The sequence below is a fragment of the Nonomuraea sp. NPDC049709 genome (assembly GCF_040674815.1).
Taxonomy (GTDB): Bacteria; Actinomycetota; Actinomycetes; order Streptosporangiales; family Streptosporangiaceae; genus Nonomuraea.
In genome coordinates, this window is record NZ_JBFANM010000034.1 from 98,480 (window position 1) to 112,318 (window position 13,839).

18 protein-coding genes and 1 pseudogene are annotated in these 13,839 nt (G+C 66.0%); 14 read left to right on the top strand and 5 right to left on the bottom strand.

The annotated features are described in order from the left end of the window. Positions 1-28 precede the first annotated feature (28 nt). Positions 29-583: an HD domain-containing protein gene (locus AB0J69_RS31220; protein WP_364124315.1), complete on the top strand. Its 555-nt coding sequence runs from the start codon at positions 29-31 to the stop codon at positions 581-583. Here AB0J69_RS31220 and AB0J69_RS31225 read toward each other — a convergent pair. Genes AB0J69_RS31225 through AB0J69_RS31235 form a run of 3 tightly spaced genes read right to left on the bottom strand, consistent with a single transcriptional unit; the run spans position 543 to position 2,478 of the window. Continuing rightward, entirely contained in the window at positions 543-1,226 is a 684-nt protein-coding gene (locus AB0J69_RS31225; protein WP_364124317.1) for a methyltransferase domain-containing protein, read from the bottom strand. The two genes, AB0J69_RS31220 and AB0J69_RS31225, sit on opposite strands and share 41 nt — an antisense overlap. Positions 1,227-1,257: 31 nt before the next feature. Continuing rightward, positions 1,258-1,734, bottom strand: a complete 477-nt coding sequence (locus tag AB0J69_RS31230) for an NUDIX domain-containing protein (RefSeq protein ID WP_364124319.1) — start codon at positions 1,732-1,734, stop codon at positions 1,258-1,260. A 3-nt stretch (positions 1,735-1,737) separates the two neighbouring features. Beyond that, positions 1,738-2,478, bottom strand: a complete 741-nt coding sequence (locus tag AB0J69_RS31235) for an XRE family transcriptional regulator (RefSeq protein ID WP_364124321.1) — start codon at positions 2,476-2,478, stop codon at positions 1,738-1,740. A gap of 151 nt (positions 2,479-2,629) precedes the next feature. Between AB0J69_RS31235 and AB0J69_RS31240 the strand changes: the two genes are divergently transcribed. Both AB0J69_RS31240 and AB0J69_RS31245 read left to right on the top strand, forming a co-directional pair. Then, positions 2,630-2,836 (top strand): hypothetical protein, encoded by a 207-nt coding sequence (locus AB0J69_RS31240; RefSeq protein ID WP_364124323.1) that lies wholly within the window; start codon positions 2,630-2,632, stop codon positions 2,834-2,836. Then, positions 2,833-3,024: a hypothetical protein gene (locus AB0J69_RS31245; protein WP_364124326.1), complete on the top strand. Its 192-nt coding sequence runs from the start codon at positions 2,833-2,835 to the stop codon at positions 3,022-3,024. Before AB0J69_RS31240 ends, AB0J69_RS31245 begins: the two co-directional genes overlap by 4 nt. Here AB0J69_RS31245 and AB0J69_RS31250 read toward each other — a convergent pair. Next, positions 2,984-3,349 carry a winged helix-turn-helix domain-containing protein gene (locus tag AB0J69_RS31250; RefSeq protein WP_364124328.1) on the bottom strand — a complete coding sequence of 122 codons (366 nt, stop codon included), beginning with the start codon at positions 3,347-3,349 and terminating at the stop codon, positions 2,984-2,986. The genes AB0J69_RS31245 and AB0J69_RS31250 overlap by 41 nt on opposite strands. 107 nt (positions 3,350-3,456) lie before the next feature. Between AB0J69_RS31250 and AB0J69_RS31255 the strand changes: the two genes are divergently transcribed. The 9 genes from AB0J69_RS31255 to AB0J69_RS31295 all read left to right on the top strand — a co-directional run bounded on the left by AB0J69_RS31255 (position 3,457) and on the right by AB0J69_RS31295 (position 10,081). After that, positions 3,457-3,786 (top strand): hypothetical protein, encoded by a 330-nt coding sequence (locus tag AB0J69_RS31255; protein WP_364124331.1) that lies wholly within the window; start codon positions 3,457-3,459, stop codon positions 3,784-3,786. Beyond that, entirely contained in the window at positions 3,779-5,266 is a 1,488-nt protein-coding gene (locus tag AB0J69_RS31260) for an FtsK/SpoIIIE domain-containing protein (protein ID WP_364124334.1), read from the top strand. The genes AB0J69_RS31255 and AB0J69_RS31260 overlap by 8 nt, the downstream gene beginning before the upstream one ends. Further along, complete coding sequence (locus tag AB0J69_RS31265; protein WP_364124396.1) at positions 5,167-5,772, top strand: DUF2637 domain-containing protein; 606 nt, start codon at positions 5,167-5,169, stop codon at positions 5,770-5,772. Before AB0J69_RS31260 ends, AB0J69_RS31265 begins: the two co-directional genes overlap by 100 nt. 20 nt (positions 5,773-5,792) lie before the next feature. Further along, positions 5,793-6,134, top strand: a complete 342-nt coding sequence (locus AB0J69_RS31270) for a hypothetical protein (protein WP_364124337.1) — start codon at positions 5,793-5,795, stop codon at positions 6,132-6,134. Positions 6,135-6,152: 18 nt separating this feature from the next. After that, positions 6,153-6,314, top strand: coding sequence for a hypothetical protein (locus AB0J69_RS31275; protein WP_364124340.1), 162 nt, complete (start codon positions 6,153-6,155; stop codon positions 6,312-6,314). 216 nt (positions 6,315-6,530) lie between these two features. Next, positions 6,531-7,913 (top strand): replication initiator, encoded by a 1,383-nt coding sequence (locus AB0J69_RS31280; protein ID WP_364124342.1) that lies wholly within the window; start codon positions 6,531-6,533, stop codon positions 7,911-7,913. Beyond that, positions 7,910-8,101 carry a helix-turn-helix domain-containing protein gene (locus tag AB0J69_RS31285; RefSeq protein ID WP_364124345.1) on the top strand — a complete coding sequence of 64 codons (192 nt, stop codon included), beginning with the start codon at positions 7,910-7,912 and terminating at the stop codon, positions 8,099-8,101. The genes AB0J69_RS31280 and AB0J69_RS31285 overlap by 4 nt, the downstream gene beginning before the upstream one ends. After that, positions 8,098-9,462, top strand: coding sequence for a tyrosine-type recombinase/integrase (locus tag AB0J69_RS31290; RefSeq protein WP_364124348.1), 1,365 nt, complete (start codon positions 8,098-8,100; stop codon positions 9,460-9,462). Before AB0J69_RS31285 ends, AB0J69_RS31290 begins: the two co-directional genes overlap by 4 nt. Positions 9,463-9,841: 379 nt before the next feature. Then, a complete protein-coding gene (locus AB0J69_RS31295; protein ID WP_364124351.1) occupies positions 9,842-10,081 on the top strand; it encodes a hypothetical protein in 240 nt (79 codons plus the stop codon). A gap of 404 nt (positions 10,082-10,485) precedes the next feature. On the opposite strand, the pseudogene AB0J69_RS31300 reads toward AB0J69_RS31295, so the two are convergent. Then, positions 10,486-10,764: pseudogene (locus AB0J69_RS31300) on the bottom strand (PfkB family carbohydrate kinase); the annotation flags it as partial. Positions 10,765-11,451: 687 nt separating this feature from the next. On the opposite strand from AB0J69_RS31300, the gene AB0J69_RS31305 reads away from it, so the two are divergent. Then, a complete protein-coding gene (locus AB0J69_RS31305; protein WP_364124354.1) occupies positions 11,452-13,284 on the top strand; it encodes a hypothetical protein in 1,833 nt (610 codons plus the stop codon). Continuing rightward, complete coding sequence (locus tag AB0J69_RS31310) at positions 13,281-13,838, top strand: hypothetical protein (RefSeq protein ID WP_364124357.1); 558 nt, start codon at positions 13,281-13,283, stop codon at positions 13,836-13,838. Before AB0J69_RS31305 ends, AB0J69_RS31310 begins: the two co-directional genes overlap by 4 nt. Position 13,839 lies beyond the last annotated feature (1 nt).

Sequence of the window (13,839 nt, forward strand, 5' to 3'; positions counted from 1 at the left end):
CATGTCCGGCATGTCTATCGTGGGGAGTGTGGGACAAGCTGAATGGGCGCGTGACCTGGCCAAAGATCTCCTCGCTACGGCCCTGCCACGGCGCTGGGCGCACACGCAGGGCGTCGCCAAGAGGGCGGCATCGTTGACTCCGATTCTCGGTGAGGAGACCGACACCCTGATCGCCGCGGCGTACCTGCACGACATCGGGTACGCCCCGGACCTGGTGGACACCGGGTTTCATCCGCTCGACGGAGCACGCTATCTGCGCGATGTCGTCAAGGCCGATGACACCCTGTGCCGCTTGGTCGCACACCACTCCTGCGCGGTCAACGAGGCGCTCAACCGCAACCTGTTCGACACGCTCACGTCCGAATTCGACGAGGAACGTCCGGAGTTGGTCGAGGCGCTGACCTACTGCGACATGACCACCGGCCCGGATGGCACCCATCTTGACGTCGCCGAGCGCCTGGCGGAGATTCACTCACGCTACGGACCCGAGCATCTCGTTTCCCGCTCGATCACCGCGTCAACGCCTTGCATCCTCGCCGCCGTCAAGGCCGTGACGACTGCCTTGGTGCAACGGTCTGGCTAGCCTTGCCGGCCAGCAGGAATACCCTCGGGAAACCGCGCTTCGGATCCTGATCGCCGGGGAACACCAGGCGGGCGGTTTCGACGATTCCCCGCTCACGCAGCATGCCGGAGATCATGTCCGTGGACCATCGGTAGGCCAGCGAAATGATGTGGTCGTACGGCTCGGCGAACTGCAACGGCTCGTCAGTCGCTGGGAAGGAAAGCAGCACATGACCGCCCGGGGCAAGCACGCGGGCGAACTCGTCGAATACCTCGTGCACCTGCTCAGGTGGCGTGTGAATGATCGAGTGGTGACTGAATACGCCGCCGATACTGCCGTCTGCCAGGTCCAAAGCGAACATCGAGCCGACCTCGAACCTGAGGCCGGGATGCTCCGAGCGGGCCTGTTCGATCATCCCCGGCGACAGGTCGATACCCAGCACCGGGACCCCTCGCGCGTGGAGATAGGCCGTGATGTGTCCTGGGCCGCAGCCGAGATCAGCGATCGGCCCGGCGCCCGACGCCTTCACGAGGTCGACGAACGTATCGATGAGCGCCCGATCCAACGGCTTGTCCGCCAGTTGATCGCGGAAGAATTCGGCGTACCGGACTGCCATCGCGTCGTAGGCAGTACGGGTCGTGTCGGGGAACGCGGCTTCGGTCATGGGTGATCAACGTAGCCGACCCGGGTCGCTTTCAGCCGATGTACGGCAGGTCGGTTCCGGCTAGGAAGTGCTCGATCCGCATTCGCATCGACCTGTCCATCTGCAGTTCGGCGACCTGGTCGCGGGGTACCCAGCGGACTTCGCGGGACTCGCTGCTCGGCCGCGGCTCGCCGCTGACGGGGCGGGCGGTGAGGACAAGGGAGAACTCTTGGCGGGCCTCGCCGTCCGACGTGTAGAGGATGACGTGCTTGGGGTCGCTGTAGGTGCCTACCAGGCCGGTGATCTCGCAGAGGATGCCGGTCTCTTCCTCGGTTTCCCGTACGGCTGCCGCCGGGATCGACTCGCCAAGGTCGATCGCGCCACCGGGGACGGCCCAATTGCCGTTGTCTGTGCGGCGGATCATCAAGAGCTCGTCCGCGGCGTTGGTGACGATCACGTTCACGGACGGGACCAGGCTGTTGGGTGCTGGGGCGCCGGGGTCGTCGTAGTAGTCGATCCGCTTGGCCATGGCTCAGGACCCTACCGGTCGGGCGCCGTCCCAGACGCGTTCGAAGCTTTCGGCGTAGGTGGCGACCATGTCCCCGCCGATGACCTTACGCAGGTGCAGCACCGGTGCGTTGCCGGCGGGGACGCCGTAGACGTGGGTGTTGATGAGGGATTGGTCGTCGGCGCGGTAGATCGAGTTGTACAGCACTGTGGCGTGCAGCCGGAATTCGACGTTCTCCCGTTCGCGTAGGGACCGGTAGAGGACGAGGACGTTGCGGATCTTGGCGGCCATGTCGTCGTCGATGCCCTCGTCCTTGCCGCGCTGGGCCACCTCGGCGCAGTCCGGGTCGCCGAGCAGGATGCGCACCCGTACTCCGGCGTCGGCCTTCTCGCCGAACATGCGGACCATGCCGGTGTCATCGGCGAGGAACAACCCGCTGTAGACCAGCACGCCGATCTCTTCGGACGCGCTCGCGAACAGGCGTCCCCATACGTCTCTCGGGACGGCCCAGCGGTGTGGGTAGACGGTGACGATCTCGGACTCTGACGCTGAGGCGACTTGTTCGCGGGTCAGCGCCTCTGGCCAGAGGTAGGTCTCCTCGGTGCCGAGGTAGGAAGCCACCGCAAAGCGGTGCTTTCGGTACGGCTCTCGGCCCTTGGTGATCCACCGTTCGACCGTCTTGGGGTCAACCTGGATCGCATTGGCCAGGTCGGTGATGCTCACGCCCTTTTGTAGGAGGGCGGCGCGTAGCCGTTCGTTCGCCATATCACCTGCTCCGGGGACGTCCGGGGACCTGGACATCGTAGGCCGGACGTCTTGAACATGTCCCGTCGTGTAGTGATCTCGTCCTAACTCTCCGTCGCAATCTTGGTGTCACCCAGCAACACCGAAGCGACCGAAAGGAGAGGTGATCACCATGAATCACGACATCTACCCCGAGCCCACCTGCGTGTGTGGGGCACTGCTCGACGAAGGGCGGGAACTCTGCCGCAAGTGCCGGGCCCGGGACCGCTGGCTCAGGAAGCAGACGGCCAAGCGCAAGGGCGGCAGGCGGCGCGGTGAGACCCGCCGTCCCCCGCGGGCTCCTCGCGGCCTGGCCGCGGCGGGGGTGATCTGGTCATGACCACGATCCCGCTGATCATTGCCGGAGTACTCGGCGTCACGCTGCTGGCGGGCTACATCATGGTCCTGATCGGCATCCGCCGTGAGGACAAGGCCCTGAACCTGCGTCAGCGTCCGAACGGAGCGTCGGCGTCGCTGGCGCGGAAGGTTACCGGCTGCTACGCCCGGGGCGGCGTGTCGTGGACGTAGCCAACTGCTCCTCGACACGTGAAAGGCGTTCCGAAAGGTCGCGAACGGCGGAGCGTAGTTCGGTCACCTCGCTCGCCAGGTCGCCGGCGGGTGCGGCGTCGGTGTCGCGGACGAACACTCCCTTGCCCTGCTGGCCGATCACCAGGCCCTCGTTCCGCAGAATGCCGACGGCCATCTTCACCACCGACAGCGAGGCGTCGTACTGCTCGGCGAGTTGGGTGGTGGATGGCAGGGGAGTGCCGGGCGCGAGAGAGCCGCCGCGGATCTGCGCTCGGAGATCGTCGGCGATCTGGAGGTAGCCGGGGCGCCCGGTTTTCTCGACCATCGCGATCCATCACACCACGAAACCTCAACCAAGCCAACCGAGAGGACGTTGACAACTGAGCCAACTAGGTTAACTATGTTGGCTAGGACGAATAAGGAGGTCACAGCATGCGTTCCGTTCCCATCCCTGTGGATGTCAGCAAGCTCGCCATCACCTGCGTCAAGGCCCCACGTCCGCGGGTGCTCAACCGCGACACCGGCGAGATCAAGACCGATAAGAACGGCAATACCGTCTTCGAGGTCACCGTCTCGGTAGAGGACGAGTTCGGCCGGATCGAGCTCGTCAAGATCGCCACCACCGGAGAGCCGCCCATCACCGTCGGCGATCAGGTCAACCCGGTCGGCCTGCTCGGCTACGTCTGGGAGATCGCCGGCCGGTGGGGCATCAGCTACCGCGCCTCGGCCCTCCTCCCGGTGCGGGAGAGCGCCGATGCGTGACGCGCTCGTCCTGCTCACAGTCCCGGCCGCTGTCGCGGTCGGGCTGTGGGCCTGGCGCCGCTGGCACCATCAATCGTTCTGGCTGGTGGTCGGTTACCCGATCATCGCCCTGTCCGTACTCGCGTCCTGGCGACGGGTCGCCCTCGGCTGCGGGCTGACCAAGAAGCGGCAACGCTTCTGGTTCACCACCGTGCCGGGCCTGGTCGCCTCCACCGGCGTCGTGAAGGTCAAGCGCCGCTTCCAGCGCATCGCGGTGGACACCAAGCCGTTCATGTGGCTGCCGCTGCCCACCCGGCACGGCTGGCGCGTCACCCTGCACACCCTGGAAGGCCAGACACCGGGCGACTACGCCGACGCCGCCGAACGCCTGGCGCACTCCTGGGGCGTGCACGCCATCCGCGCCTCCTCACCCCGGCCCGGGCGAGTGGTGCTGATGGCCACCATGCGCGACCCGCTCGTCAAGGTCGAGAACCTGCCCGCCTCCACGGACCTGCTCAAAGTCACCGTGGGACGGCTGGAGAACGGCACGCCCTGGACCATCGACTTCCGCACAGTGCCGCATTGGCTGAACGCAGGCGCGACCCAGTCCGGCAAGTCCAACCTCGCCAACGCCCTGATCGTCGGGCTGTCTCCGCAACCCGTGGCCTTGGTCGGCTTCGACCTCAAAGGCGGGGTCGAGTTCACGCCCTACAGCCCGCGCCTGTCCGCGCTGGCCACCTCACGCGCCGAGACGGTCACGCTGCTGGATGACCTCGTCGGCCTGATGGTCGATCGCATGGGGCTCTGCCGCCAGGCAGGTGCCCGCAACATCTGGCAGCTCCCGCCCGGCATCCGCCCGACCCCGATCGTCGTCCTGGTCGATGAGCTGGCCGAGCTGTACCTGATGGCCGACAAGAGCGAGAAGGACGAGATCGCCAAGACCTCGACCGCGCTGCTACGGGTCGCGCAGCTCGGGCGGGCGTTCGGCATCTACCTGTTCTGCTGCGGCCAGCGGATCGGTTCCGACCTTGGCCCCGGTGTCACCGCGCTCCGAGCTCAGTGCTCGGGCCGGATCTGTCACCGGGTCAACGACCCGGAGACCGCCACCATGACCCTCGGCGACCTCGACCCGGCCGCCCTGGTCTCCGCTCGCGCCATCCTGCCGAGACACCCGGCGTCGCCATCGTCGCCGGTCAGGACGGCCAGTGGTACCGCGCCCGCTCCTTCTACGTCACCGAGCAGGCAGCCGAACACGCCGCTCGTGCCTACGCCGACCTCGCCCCGGCCTGGGACGAGATCACCAGCCACCTACCTGAGTCCATCAACGCCTGAAGGGAGGGGACGATGCGACGCTTGGCCTGCTGGCTGCTGGACACCGGCCCGGTTCTCGTCCTGGCCATCATCGCCGGTGCCGGATCGTTCACCCACATCCGCGACACCGCAGCCGAGCACGGCCAAACCGGCTGGATGTCCTGGGCCATCGCCGTCTGCATCGACCTGACCTGCGTCATGGCCGCCCGCGAACGCCAACGCGACAAGAAGACCGGCCGATCACCGCGCGGCCTCGTCTCGTGGCCCGTCCTGGTCCTGGTCGGCGGAATCGTCCTGTCGCTGGCCGCCAACCTCGCCCAAGCCGCCCCGACCGTCTGGGGCTGGATCACCGCCGCCACCCCGGCGGGCGCCTTCCTGCTCGCCGTCTCGATGCTCGAACGTCGCGCATCTCACGCCCGTCCCGAACCAACGGAGATCCCGGAAGTCTCGTCCTCACCCGTCCTGACCCCGTCCGCCGTCCCGGAACTCGTCCCCACCGACGAGCAGGACGAGGACGACCGCCAGGACGAACAGGAGGACCGTCCCGCGCCGGCACTTGTCGACTACGCCCGTCGTGTCGCCGACGAACACCAGGCCAAGCACGGCAAGCCCATCACCCGCGACGCCCTGCGCGCCCACCTGGGCGTGTCCAATCAACTCGCCTCGGACCTACTCCGCACCCTGCGCACCGCCTAACACAGAAGGGAGATCACACCATGACCCACAACCGCCGCACTGACCTCATCAACGGCCTGCTCGACCTGGCCGCCTTCCTGGAGGCCCACCCCGAGGTGCCCGTCTCCTCTCACGTCGTCGTCCACCACTTCCCCGAGTACGACAGCGACGCCGACATGCGCGCCGAGATCGACCAGATCGCCGCGCTCGTCGGCTCCCGCATCGACTTCGAGGACTCCCCGTACGGCCACTACGCCACCACGGTCTGCTTCGGGCCGGTGGAGTACCGGGCCGTCGCCGTACTGACCGCCGCCCGCGCCCTCCACGCCGCCGAACGAAGCTACTCCGGCTGCATCCAGCCCGACCCGAAACCCACCACCTGACCAGCAGGAGAAGCGACCATGCGCATCCGCCTCGACGGCACCCGCGCCGAAGTCATCGACGCCCTGTTCCGGCTACGCCTGAACTTCACCGTCACCGACGTCTCACGCCTCTACCCCGACCGCGCCAAACCTTCCCACTGGCGCATCTACCTCACCACCACACCACGCCCGAGGAGGTGAACAGCCCTTGATCGAAGTCATCCACTACCGCTGCTGCACCTGCACCGGAACCGGCCTCGACAACGACCGCAACCGCTGCCGCGACTGCGACGGCACCGGCATCGACAACCACGGCGCCTAGCGCGCAGCGCCCCCGGCCTGGCCGCACATCCGCCAAGACGACTGCCAGGTCGGGGGCCGTCCCCTCACCCGAACGAGCGAAAGGAGGCTTCCATCTTGCCTGCATGCACCACCAACCCGCACGCCCTTGCGGGCGTGATCGCCCGACTGAACGCCCCGGACTACGACCGGTGGGCTGCCCAGATCCGCGCCACCGGTGGCTGCCGCCAGCCCATCCACCTACGCGGCAAGGTCGACCACTGCGACCGCGCCACCGGCCAACTCCTGCACCGCTACACCACCCGCCACGAACCCGACGGCATCCTCCGCCTGCCCTGCAAGACGCGCCGCGCCTCCCGCTGCCCGGCCTGCGCCGAGATCTACCGCGCCGACACCTACCACCTCATCCGCGCGGGCTTGATCGGCGGCAAGGGCGTGCCCGAGAGCGTCACCGGCCATCCCACGCTGTTCGTCACCCTCACCGCGCCCAGCTTTGGAACGGTCCACAGCCGACGTGAGCAAAACGGCAAGGTCCTGCCCTGCCACACCCGCCGCAACGCCGAAACCTGCCCACACGGGCGCGTCATGTCCTGCACGGCGAAGCATCGCCCCGACGATCCCCACCTCGGCGAACCACTGTGTCCAGATTGCTACGACTACACCGGCTCAGTCCTGTTCAACGCCCTGGCGCCGCTGCTGTGGAAGCGCTTCGCCGACTCCCTACGCCGCCGCCTGGCCAAACTCGGCGGCCTGACCCTGAAGGACCTCCGCGAACACCTCACCGTCTCCTTCGCCAAGGTCGCCGAATACCAGCGCCGCGGCGTCGTCCACTTCCACGCCGTTATCCGTCTCGACGGCCCCGGCGGCCCTGCCGCGCCACCACCGCCCTGGGCCACCACCGACGCCCTGACACAAGCCGTGCGACACGCCGCCCAGGTCGTCAGCGCCCTCGTCCCCGCCATCGACGACCAACCCGCCCGCCTCCTCAAGTGGGGCCAACAACTCGACATTCGGCCCATCACCCTGAACGGCGACCTCACCGAACAAGCCGTCGCCGGGTACATCGCGAAATACGCGACAAAGGCGGCCGAATGCGTCGGCACCCTTGACCGCCGCATCAACCCCCTCGACAACCTCGACGCCTTCAACCTCCGCGAACACCCAAAACGCCTGATCGCCGAATGCCTGCGCCTCGCCACCATCGAGGATCTGGCCGAACTCCGCCTTGCCAACTGGGCCCACATGCTCGGCTTCCGCGGCCACTTCTCCACCCGGTCCCGCCGCTACTCCACCACTCTTGGCGAACTCCGCGCCGCCCGCGAACAGCACGCCCGCGACCATGAGATCACCACAGGCCGGCTCCCTCTCTTCGACGAGGACACCGTCCTGGTAATCAGCGAATGGACCTACGCAGGCAAGGGCTACAGCCTCGGAGATCAGATCCTCGCCGCCGCCATATCGGGAACTCGCGTCCCAGACATGGCGGGTGATGCCCGATGAGTCGCCGTGATGAACTGCTGACCGTCCCGGAGGTCTGCGCCGAACTGGGCGGGGTCTCTCGCCGCACCTTCTACCGCTGGCGCGAGCTCGGCCGCGCGCCGGTCTGCGTTCAATTGCCGAATCTCGAACTCCGCATCTGGCGAAGCGACCTCATGACCTGGCTGGACTCGCGACGGGAGGCGAAGTGAAGACCACCTACGACGTGAAGCTCGGCCAGATCCAGCAGCGCACCGACCGCGGCACGCCCGCCTACATCGCCCGCTGGCGAGTCGCCGGCAAGCAGAGGTCAAAGAGCTTCCGCACCAAAGGGCTGGCCAACGCCTTCCTGTCGGACTTGCGGCAGGCGGCCAAGGCGGGGGAGGGGTTCGACGTCGCCACCGGCCTGCCGGTGTCGATGCTGTCGCCTGAGCGGGCTGGCCCGTCGTTCTTGGAGTTCGCCCAGGCGTACGTGCTTGGGCGATGGAACTCCTCGGCCGCCAGGACCCGCGAGACGGATGCGTACGCGCTCCTGACACTGATCCCTGCCCTGGTCGCTGACGCGCCGCGCCGTCCCACCGCTGAGGAACTGCGAGAGGTCCTGCGGATCCATGTTCTCCTGCCGGAGAGCAGGCGCGCCGCGCTGACCATGTCCCAAGCCGCGGCGTTGAGCTGGTTGGAGAGGTCTTCTCTTCCTCTGTCTGCGCTGGGAGAGGCGCACGTCCTTCGCACGGCGCTCGACGCCATCTCAGTAACCTTCGCGGGCGCTCCGGCGGGGGCGAACACGGTACGGCGCAAGCGTGCCATTCTGCATCACCTTCTGGAGCACGCGGTAGAGCAGAAGGTGTTCGGCAGTAACCCGCTGGACGGCATCAAGTGGTCGGTGCCGAAGGCGGTTACGGTCGTCGATCCTCGTACCGTGGTCAATCCGGCACAGGCACGGCTACTTCTCGACGCCGTGCCCAAGGTGGGTCGCAAGCGAGGTGCCCGGCTCAAGCCGCTGTTCGCGTGCATGTACTACGCGGCGCTCCGGCCCGAGGAGGCGGCCGATCTGCGGCTGCGAAACTGCAGGCTGCCCGAGACGGGCTGGGGGCTGATCGTCCTGGAGAAGGCGCGGCCTCAGGGAACAAAGCGCTGGACCAACTCCGGCGAGACTCACGAGTCGCGCAGTCTCAAGCACCGCGCGGACAAGGAGACGCGAGAAATTCCGATCCCGCCCGTCCTGGTGGCCATGCTGCGCGAGCACATCGCCACGTACGGCACCGCCGAGGACGGCAGGATTTTCCGAACGAGCACGGGAGGCTCCTACTCCAGTTCGGCGCATTCCTACGTCTGGCAGGAAGCTCGAAAGCTCGCGCTCACCACGGAACAAATCGCCTCGTCGCTGGCTGCACGACCGTACGACCTGCGCCATGCGGCGGTCTCACTCTGGCTGAACGCGGGCGTCCCAGCCGTTGAGGTTGCCAAACGCGCCGGTCACAGTGTTGATGTGCTCCTGCGGGTCTATGCCAAGTGCATGGACGGCCAGCAAGAGCAGATCAACGGCAAGATCAACGACGCCTTGAACGAATAGCCAGTTCTATCCGCCTTTGGCCTTGGCGCGACCGAGGCCATGGAATTCGATGCCGTCCGTCATGCCGCGTCGTTCCCGCCAGGACTCGTTACGTTGCGTCACTCTTGCATGCACGGGCAGGGAGGAGGACCATGACCAGTGATCAAAACCGCTCCGTCACGCCTGCCGGAGAATCGCGTCCGGTGAGGCGGCCACCGTACGGCCTGCCGCGCCGGGAGCGGCCCCGGCCCCTCGCCGCATCCGAGTCGCTCGGCTGGAGAAGGTATTCGACCCCGGTCCCGCCGGAACGGTCCCCTTGCCGAGTCTGGGTTCGTCTGACGAGACCGGTGCTCGTTGTTAGCGTCCTGGCCAGCGCAGGCGTCGGCATCTGGTCGGCTTCATGGGGCACCAACGGTTCCTCACCTCGAACGGCGGTCGTCTCGATGCCGACGTCTCGCCCGATCATTTCCGAACGGCCTGTGGTGCTCACCTTGCCGTCTACGCCGGCGTCTGCGCCTCGGACGCCGCCGCCCTCGGTGAGGTCCAGGCCAAGTCCCAAGGCATCGAAGAGCAAGGCGATCTCGTCGGGGAAGCATCATCGATCAGCGGCTTCCGCCGTGCCCCGTCCGCAGCGTCGTGAGCATTTCCAGGTGCCGCGCAGGAACTCCACGACGCGCGTTGATCGTGTGGAGGAGCCCAGGCGTATTGATAGGGAAGACGAGGACAAGAGGCGAGAGGTATCACTGCACGGTGCCAAGTGCGACGAATTGTTTCCGCCTTCCCGCCCGGAGTTCCGCATTCGTAACCGGGCATGCCGCCTGATCCTGGGGTAGCGCCACGGCAGTGAGCGCGCAGCCAGGAACGAAAGCGATGAGTGCTCGGCCATCCCTCCGACGCGGCGTCCCGGGCTAGCACGGCGGGCGTTGTACCCGGGGGGACGCTGGTGACCAGCGCTCCAGCGGCTGCCATGGCGTGGGCATCGGAGTCGAAGGAATCGTGCCAGGCGGCGCAATAGACGACGTCCCCTGGTGCCACGGCATGGGTCGGGATGTTGATGCTATGTAGTAGGTCGGCGTGGATGCCGATGATGGTTCGTTCGCCGTTGGGTTCGATGAGCAGGACCACCGAGGACGTGTGGCCAGGCAGGAACTGCACATGATCGACGTCGACACCGGCAGTGCTGAGCGTCTTCATCATGGTCTGGCCAGCGGCGTCGGCCCCCACGTAACCGACCATGTGGACGCGGCCCCCGGCCTGGCTCAGGGCGACGGCGACGTTGGCGCCGGTGCCGCCGGGACGTTCGACGCTTTCGCCGGCTTGGATGAAGTGACCGCTGGCGGGAAGTAAGCAATCAGAAGGTTCCGTGAGGCGGGAATGCGGTCAACGTACAGGGGCAAGGTCCCAGGCGATGGGGCCGATGATCCAGAAGTCAGCCATACGCCGCCCGTCCCAAGTGGCGCGCAAACAAGATCCAGCAGATGGTTCTGAACGCGGGAAATATCGTTGAACGGGTTCTTCCTCTTTGTGTAGGGAACAAAAGGCTCTCTAGCCTGCACATATGCGACCAGGGCGCACCCTTGGGAACAACTCGGGGACGATCAAGCTTCGAGACCTTTCGTTCTAGGAAGCGAACCCAGGGAGTGCGTTTCCCGTACATCGTGGCGACGGCGCATCACCAAAGCCAGGAATGACCATGCTATTGCGTTATGAACCTCCGTCGAGGCGTACTGGGATCGTAGATAATCCGGTTGTTCGTTTGCCGATCTGTGCTGGAGACCCGTTATGAGTCCCCCAGTGCCCGACTCCCTCCCCACCCCGCCGCCGTCGGCCAAGGCCGATCAGCCACCCGGGGACTTATCCCAGCCCACCCCCACCCCGCTGCCGACACCGGATCGCCCCGCTGACCAGCCCACCCAACCGCCAGCGCAGACCGGCGACCTGGACCCCACAAGACCGTCCCTCACCCCTAAGCCTCCCAACTGGAATTACTCCGGCATCACGCCTTCCGAGATGGGCCGTTTCGAGCGCGACCTCGGCAGGGCCGAAACCACACTCGGTACCCATGAGCCACGCATTCGCCAGGCCTTGAGTCAGCTTCAACTCGACACCTCAGCCCTGACGCCCCTGCGTGAGATGGCCAACTGGATCAGCTCCAAACGCCCGGAATTACGCCGGCGCAACGAGACCATTCAGTCGCTGACCACCACCTGGGGTGCCGATGCCCCCGACATGGTCCCGTTCGACGAGGCCCTCTACAACCGAGCCTCCAGCAATCCGGACGTTTACGCCGCCGCAGATCGGCTTGCCGAGACCGCGAAGACCGGCAAGATCGACGAGAAGACCCTCGCCGAACTGGAGAAGCGCATCAACGATCCGGCCTTCGCCACGATGCTCATGCACGCGCTGGGCGCCACCAGATACCGGGAAGTCATGGCCAAGACAGTGAGGGGCGACAAATCGCTCCACCGTCTTCAGGTCGCGCTCAGCAAGGCCCTCGGCACGGCAAGCCCTCGGTTGGATGCCAGATGGCGTAAGGAGTTGACCACCGGCCTCAAACCGCAGGACCACCAGGCGCTCGCGAAGGCGATCAGACACGGCTCGTTCGACTCGGCCTTTCTCGTGGAGGTCGCCAGAGCCATCGACGCCCACGATCGCAAACTCCCGGCTCAAGGCGGAACGGCCTTCCGTGACCCCCATCAAGATCCGATAGTGGACATGATGGACGCATTGGGCCGCAACCCCGCGGCTGCCCAGGACTTCTTCGCCAAGGATCCCACGGCGCTCAAGCGCTTCCTGACCGAACGCCCCACGATGAACGGCAAGGGCAAGGAGGCGGTGGGTAAGGCTGTGGAGGCGGCCACCACGTTCTTCAGGGACCGCGACGGCACAGCGCAGAATCCGTCCCGCGGTTTCCTGTCCGCCCAACTGGCCTCGGATTTCGTCAAGTTGCAGGCCGAGCGAGCCCTCAAGGGGGCCGAATCCGCCGTTCCGGCCAGTACGACAGCGCTCATCCTTGCCGCCTATATCCCTGACGTCGCCAACGCCGCGGCGCGGTCAGGGCTTAGCAAGGCCGACGTTCGCAGCACCATTGGCCCACACCTGCCACCGAACCAGCCCTGGCCTGCGCAGTTCAACACCGGGGACCTACGCGAGGTCATGAAGGAGGCTTTCGATGAGGATCCCAAGACCGTCTCGACGTTGATGGCCGCCCAAACTGTGTGGGCGAACAGACTGCTTAACCACAATGCCGCAAGTGGCGACCCCGAGCGCTTCGTGATCGCCGCAAAGGAGGTCGGAGCCGGCTTCGGTTTGATCGCCGACGCGACTGGGCTCGCTCGTATAGCCCAGGGCCAGAGATTGGATGAGGCCCAAGAGCGCAAGATGAAGGCGATCATGGCGGTGGTCAACACCGGGTTGGCGATTCCGCAGAAGTCCGGTTGGCCCATCACGGCCGCCGTCGTGGGCTCCTGGACCAGCGTGATCGAGGACACCGCCAAGACTGAGGTCAACAAGAACCGGGCGACGCACGAAGCCAACGAGGCGATCGGCCAGTCGGAATTTCTGGCGACCCAACTCTTGGCCCAGGCCATGTTCAATCATGGGCTCTTCGGCCCGGACGCGCGTAGCTCCTTGAGCTTCTTCAAACCCGACGGGAGTCTGATGACACTGGCTGAGATGACACCGGAGAACGCCGTCCAGCATCCCCACTTCAACGACTACGAGGAGTGGGCGATCAAAAACCACAAAGGCACAGTATGGAAGGTCACGAAAGACGAACTGCTCAAGGCTTACCATCGCGCCTTCGGCAAGTACCCAGCGGGCACGAACAGAGAGGAAGAATGAGAACCGTCACCGCTTTCGGCGTGGCTCTGATTCTGGCTGCCGGTTGCACTGGTAACCAGAAAACTCCAGTCGACAGGACACCGCTACCGACAGTCGCCGCGCCGCCCTACATCTGCGACCACATTCCTCTTCGTGCTGTGGAATTGATGACGGGCGTCAGCCAACCGATCGCTCTCGGAGATTTCAATCTGAGCTTCGGCGATGGAGCGGGCGTGGGCGGATGTGCGGTATACCAGCCGACGGGTGAGCAGAAGAAACTGCTCGACATCGACCTGAACCCGGCGGGAGGGGAGAACTGGGTCAAGGCCCAGATCAAAGCCGGCGACAAGCCCCTGCCCGAGATCGTCCCCGGCGGGATCGGGTTCTACACGCAAGGCGGAAGGCCCGAAAAGACTCAGGCCGGCGCAGTACTGGTGAGGGGGAAGGCCCAGCTGTTCATCGGGATGTCCAAAGGCGTCGAAGGGCGGGACAACGCGGCCGATGTGATCGCGTTGATGAAACTGGTCGCACCCAAGCTCATCACCGAAGCCACCGCTCCCAAGAAGAAGGACTGAC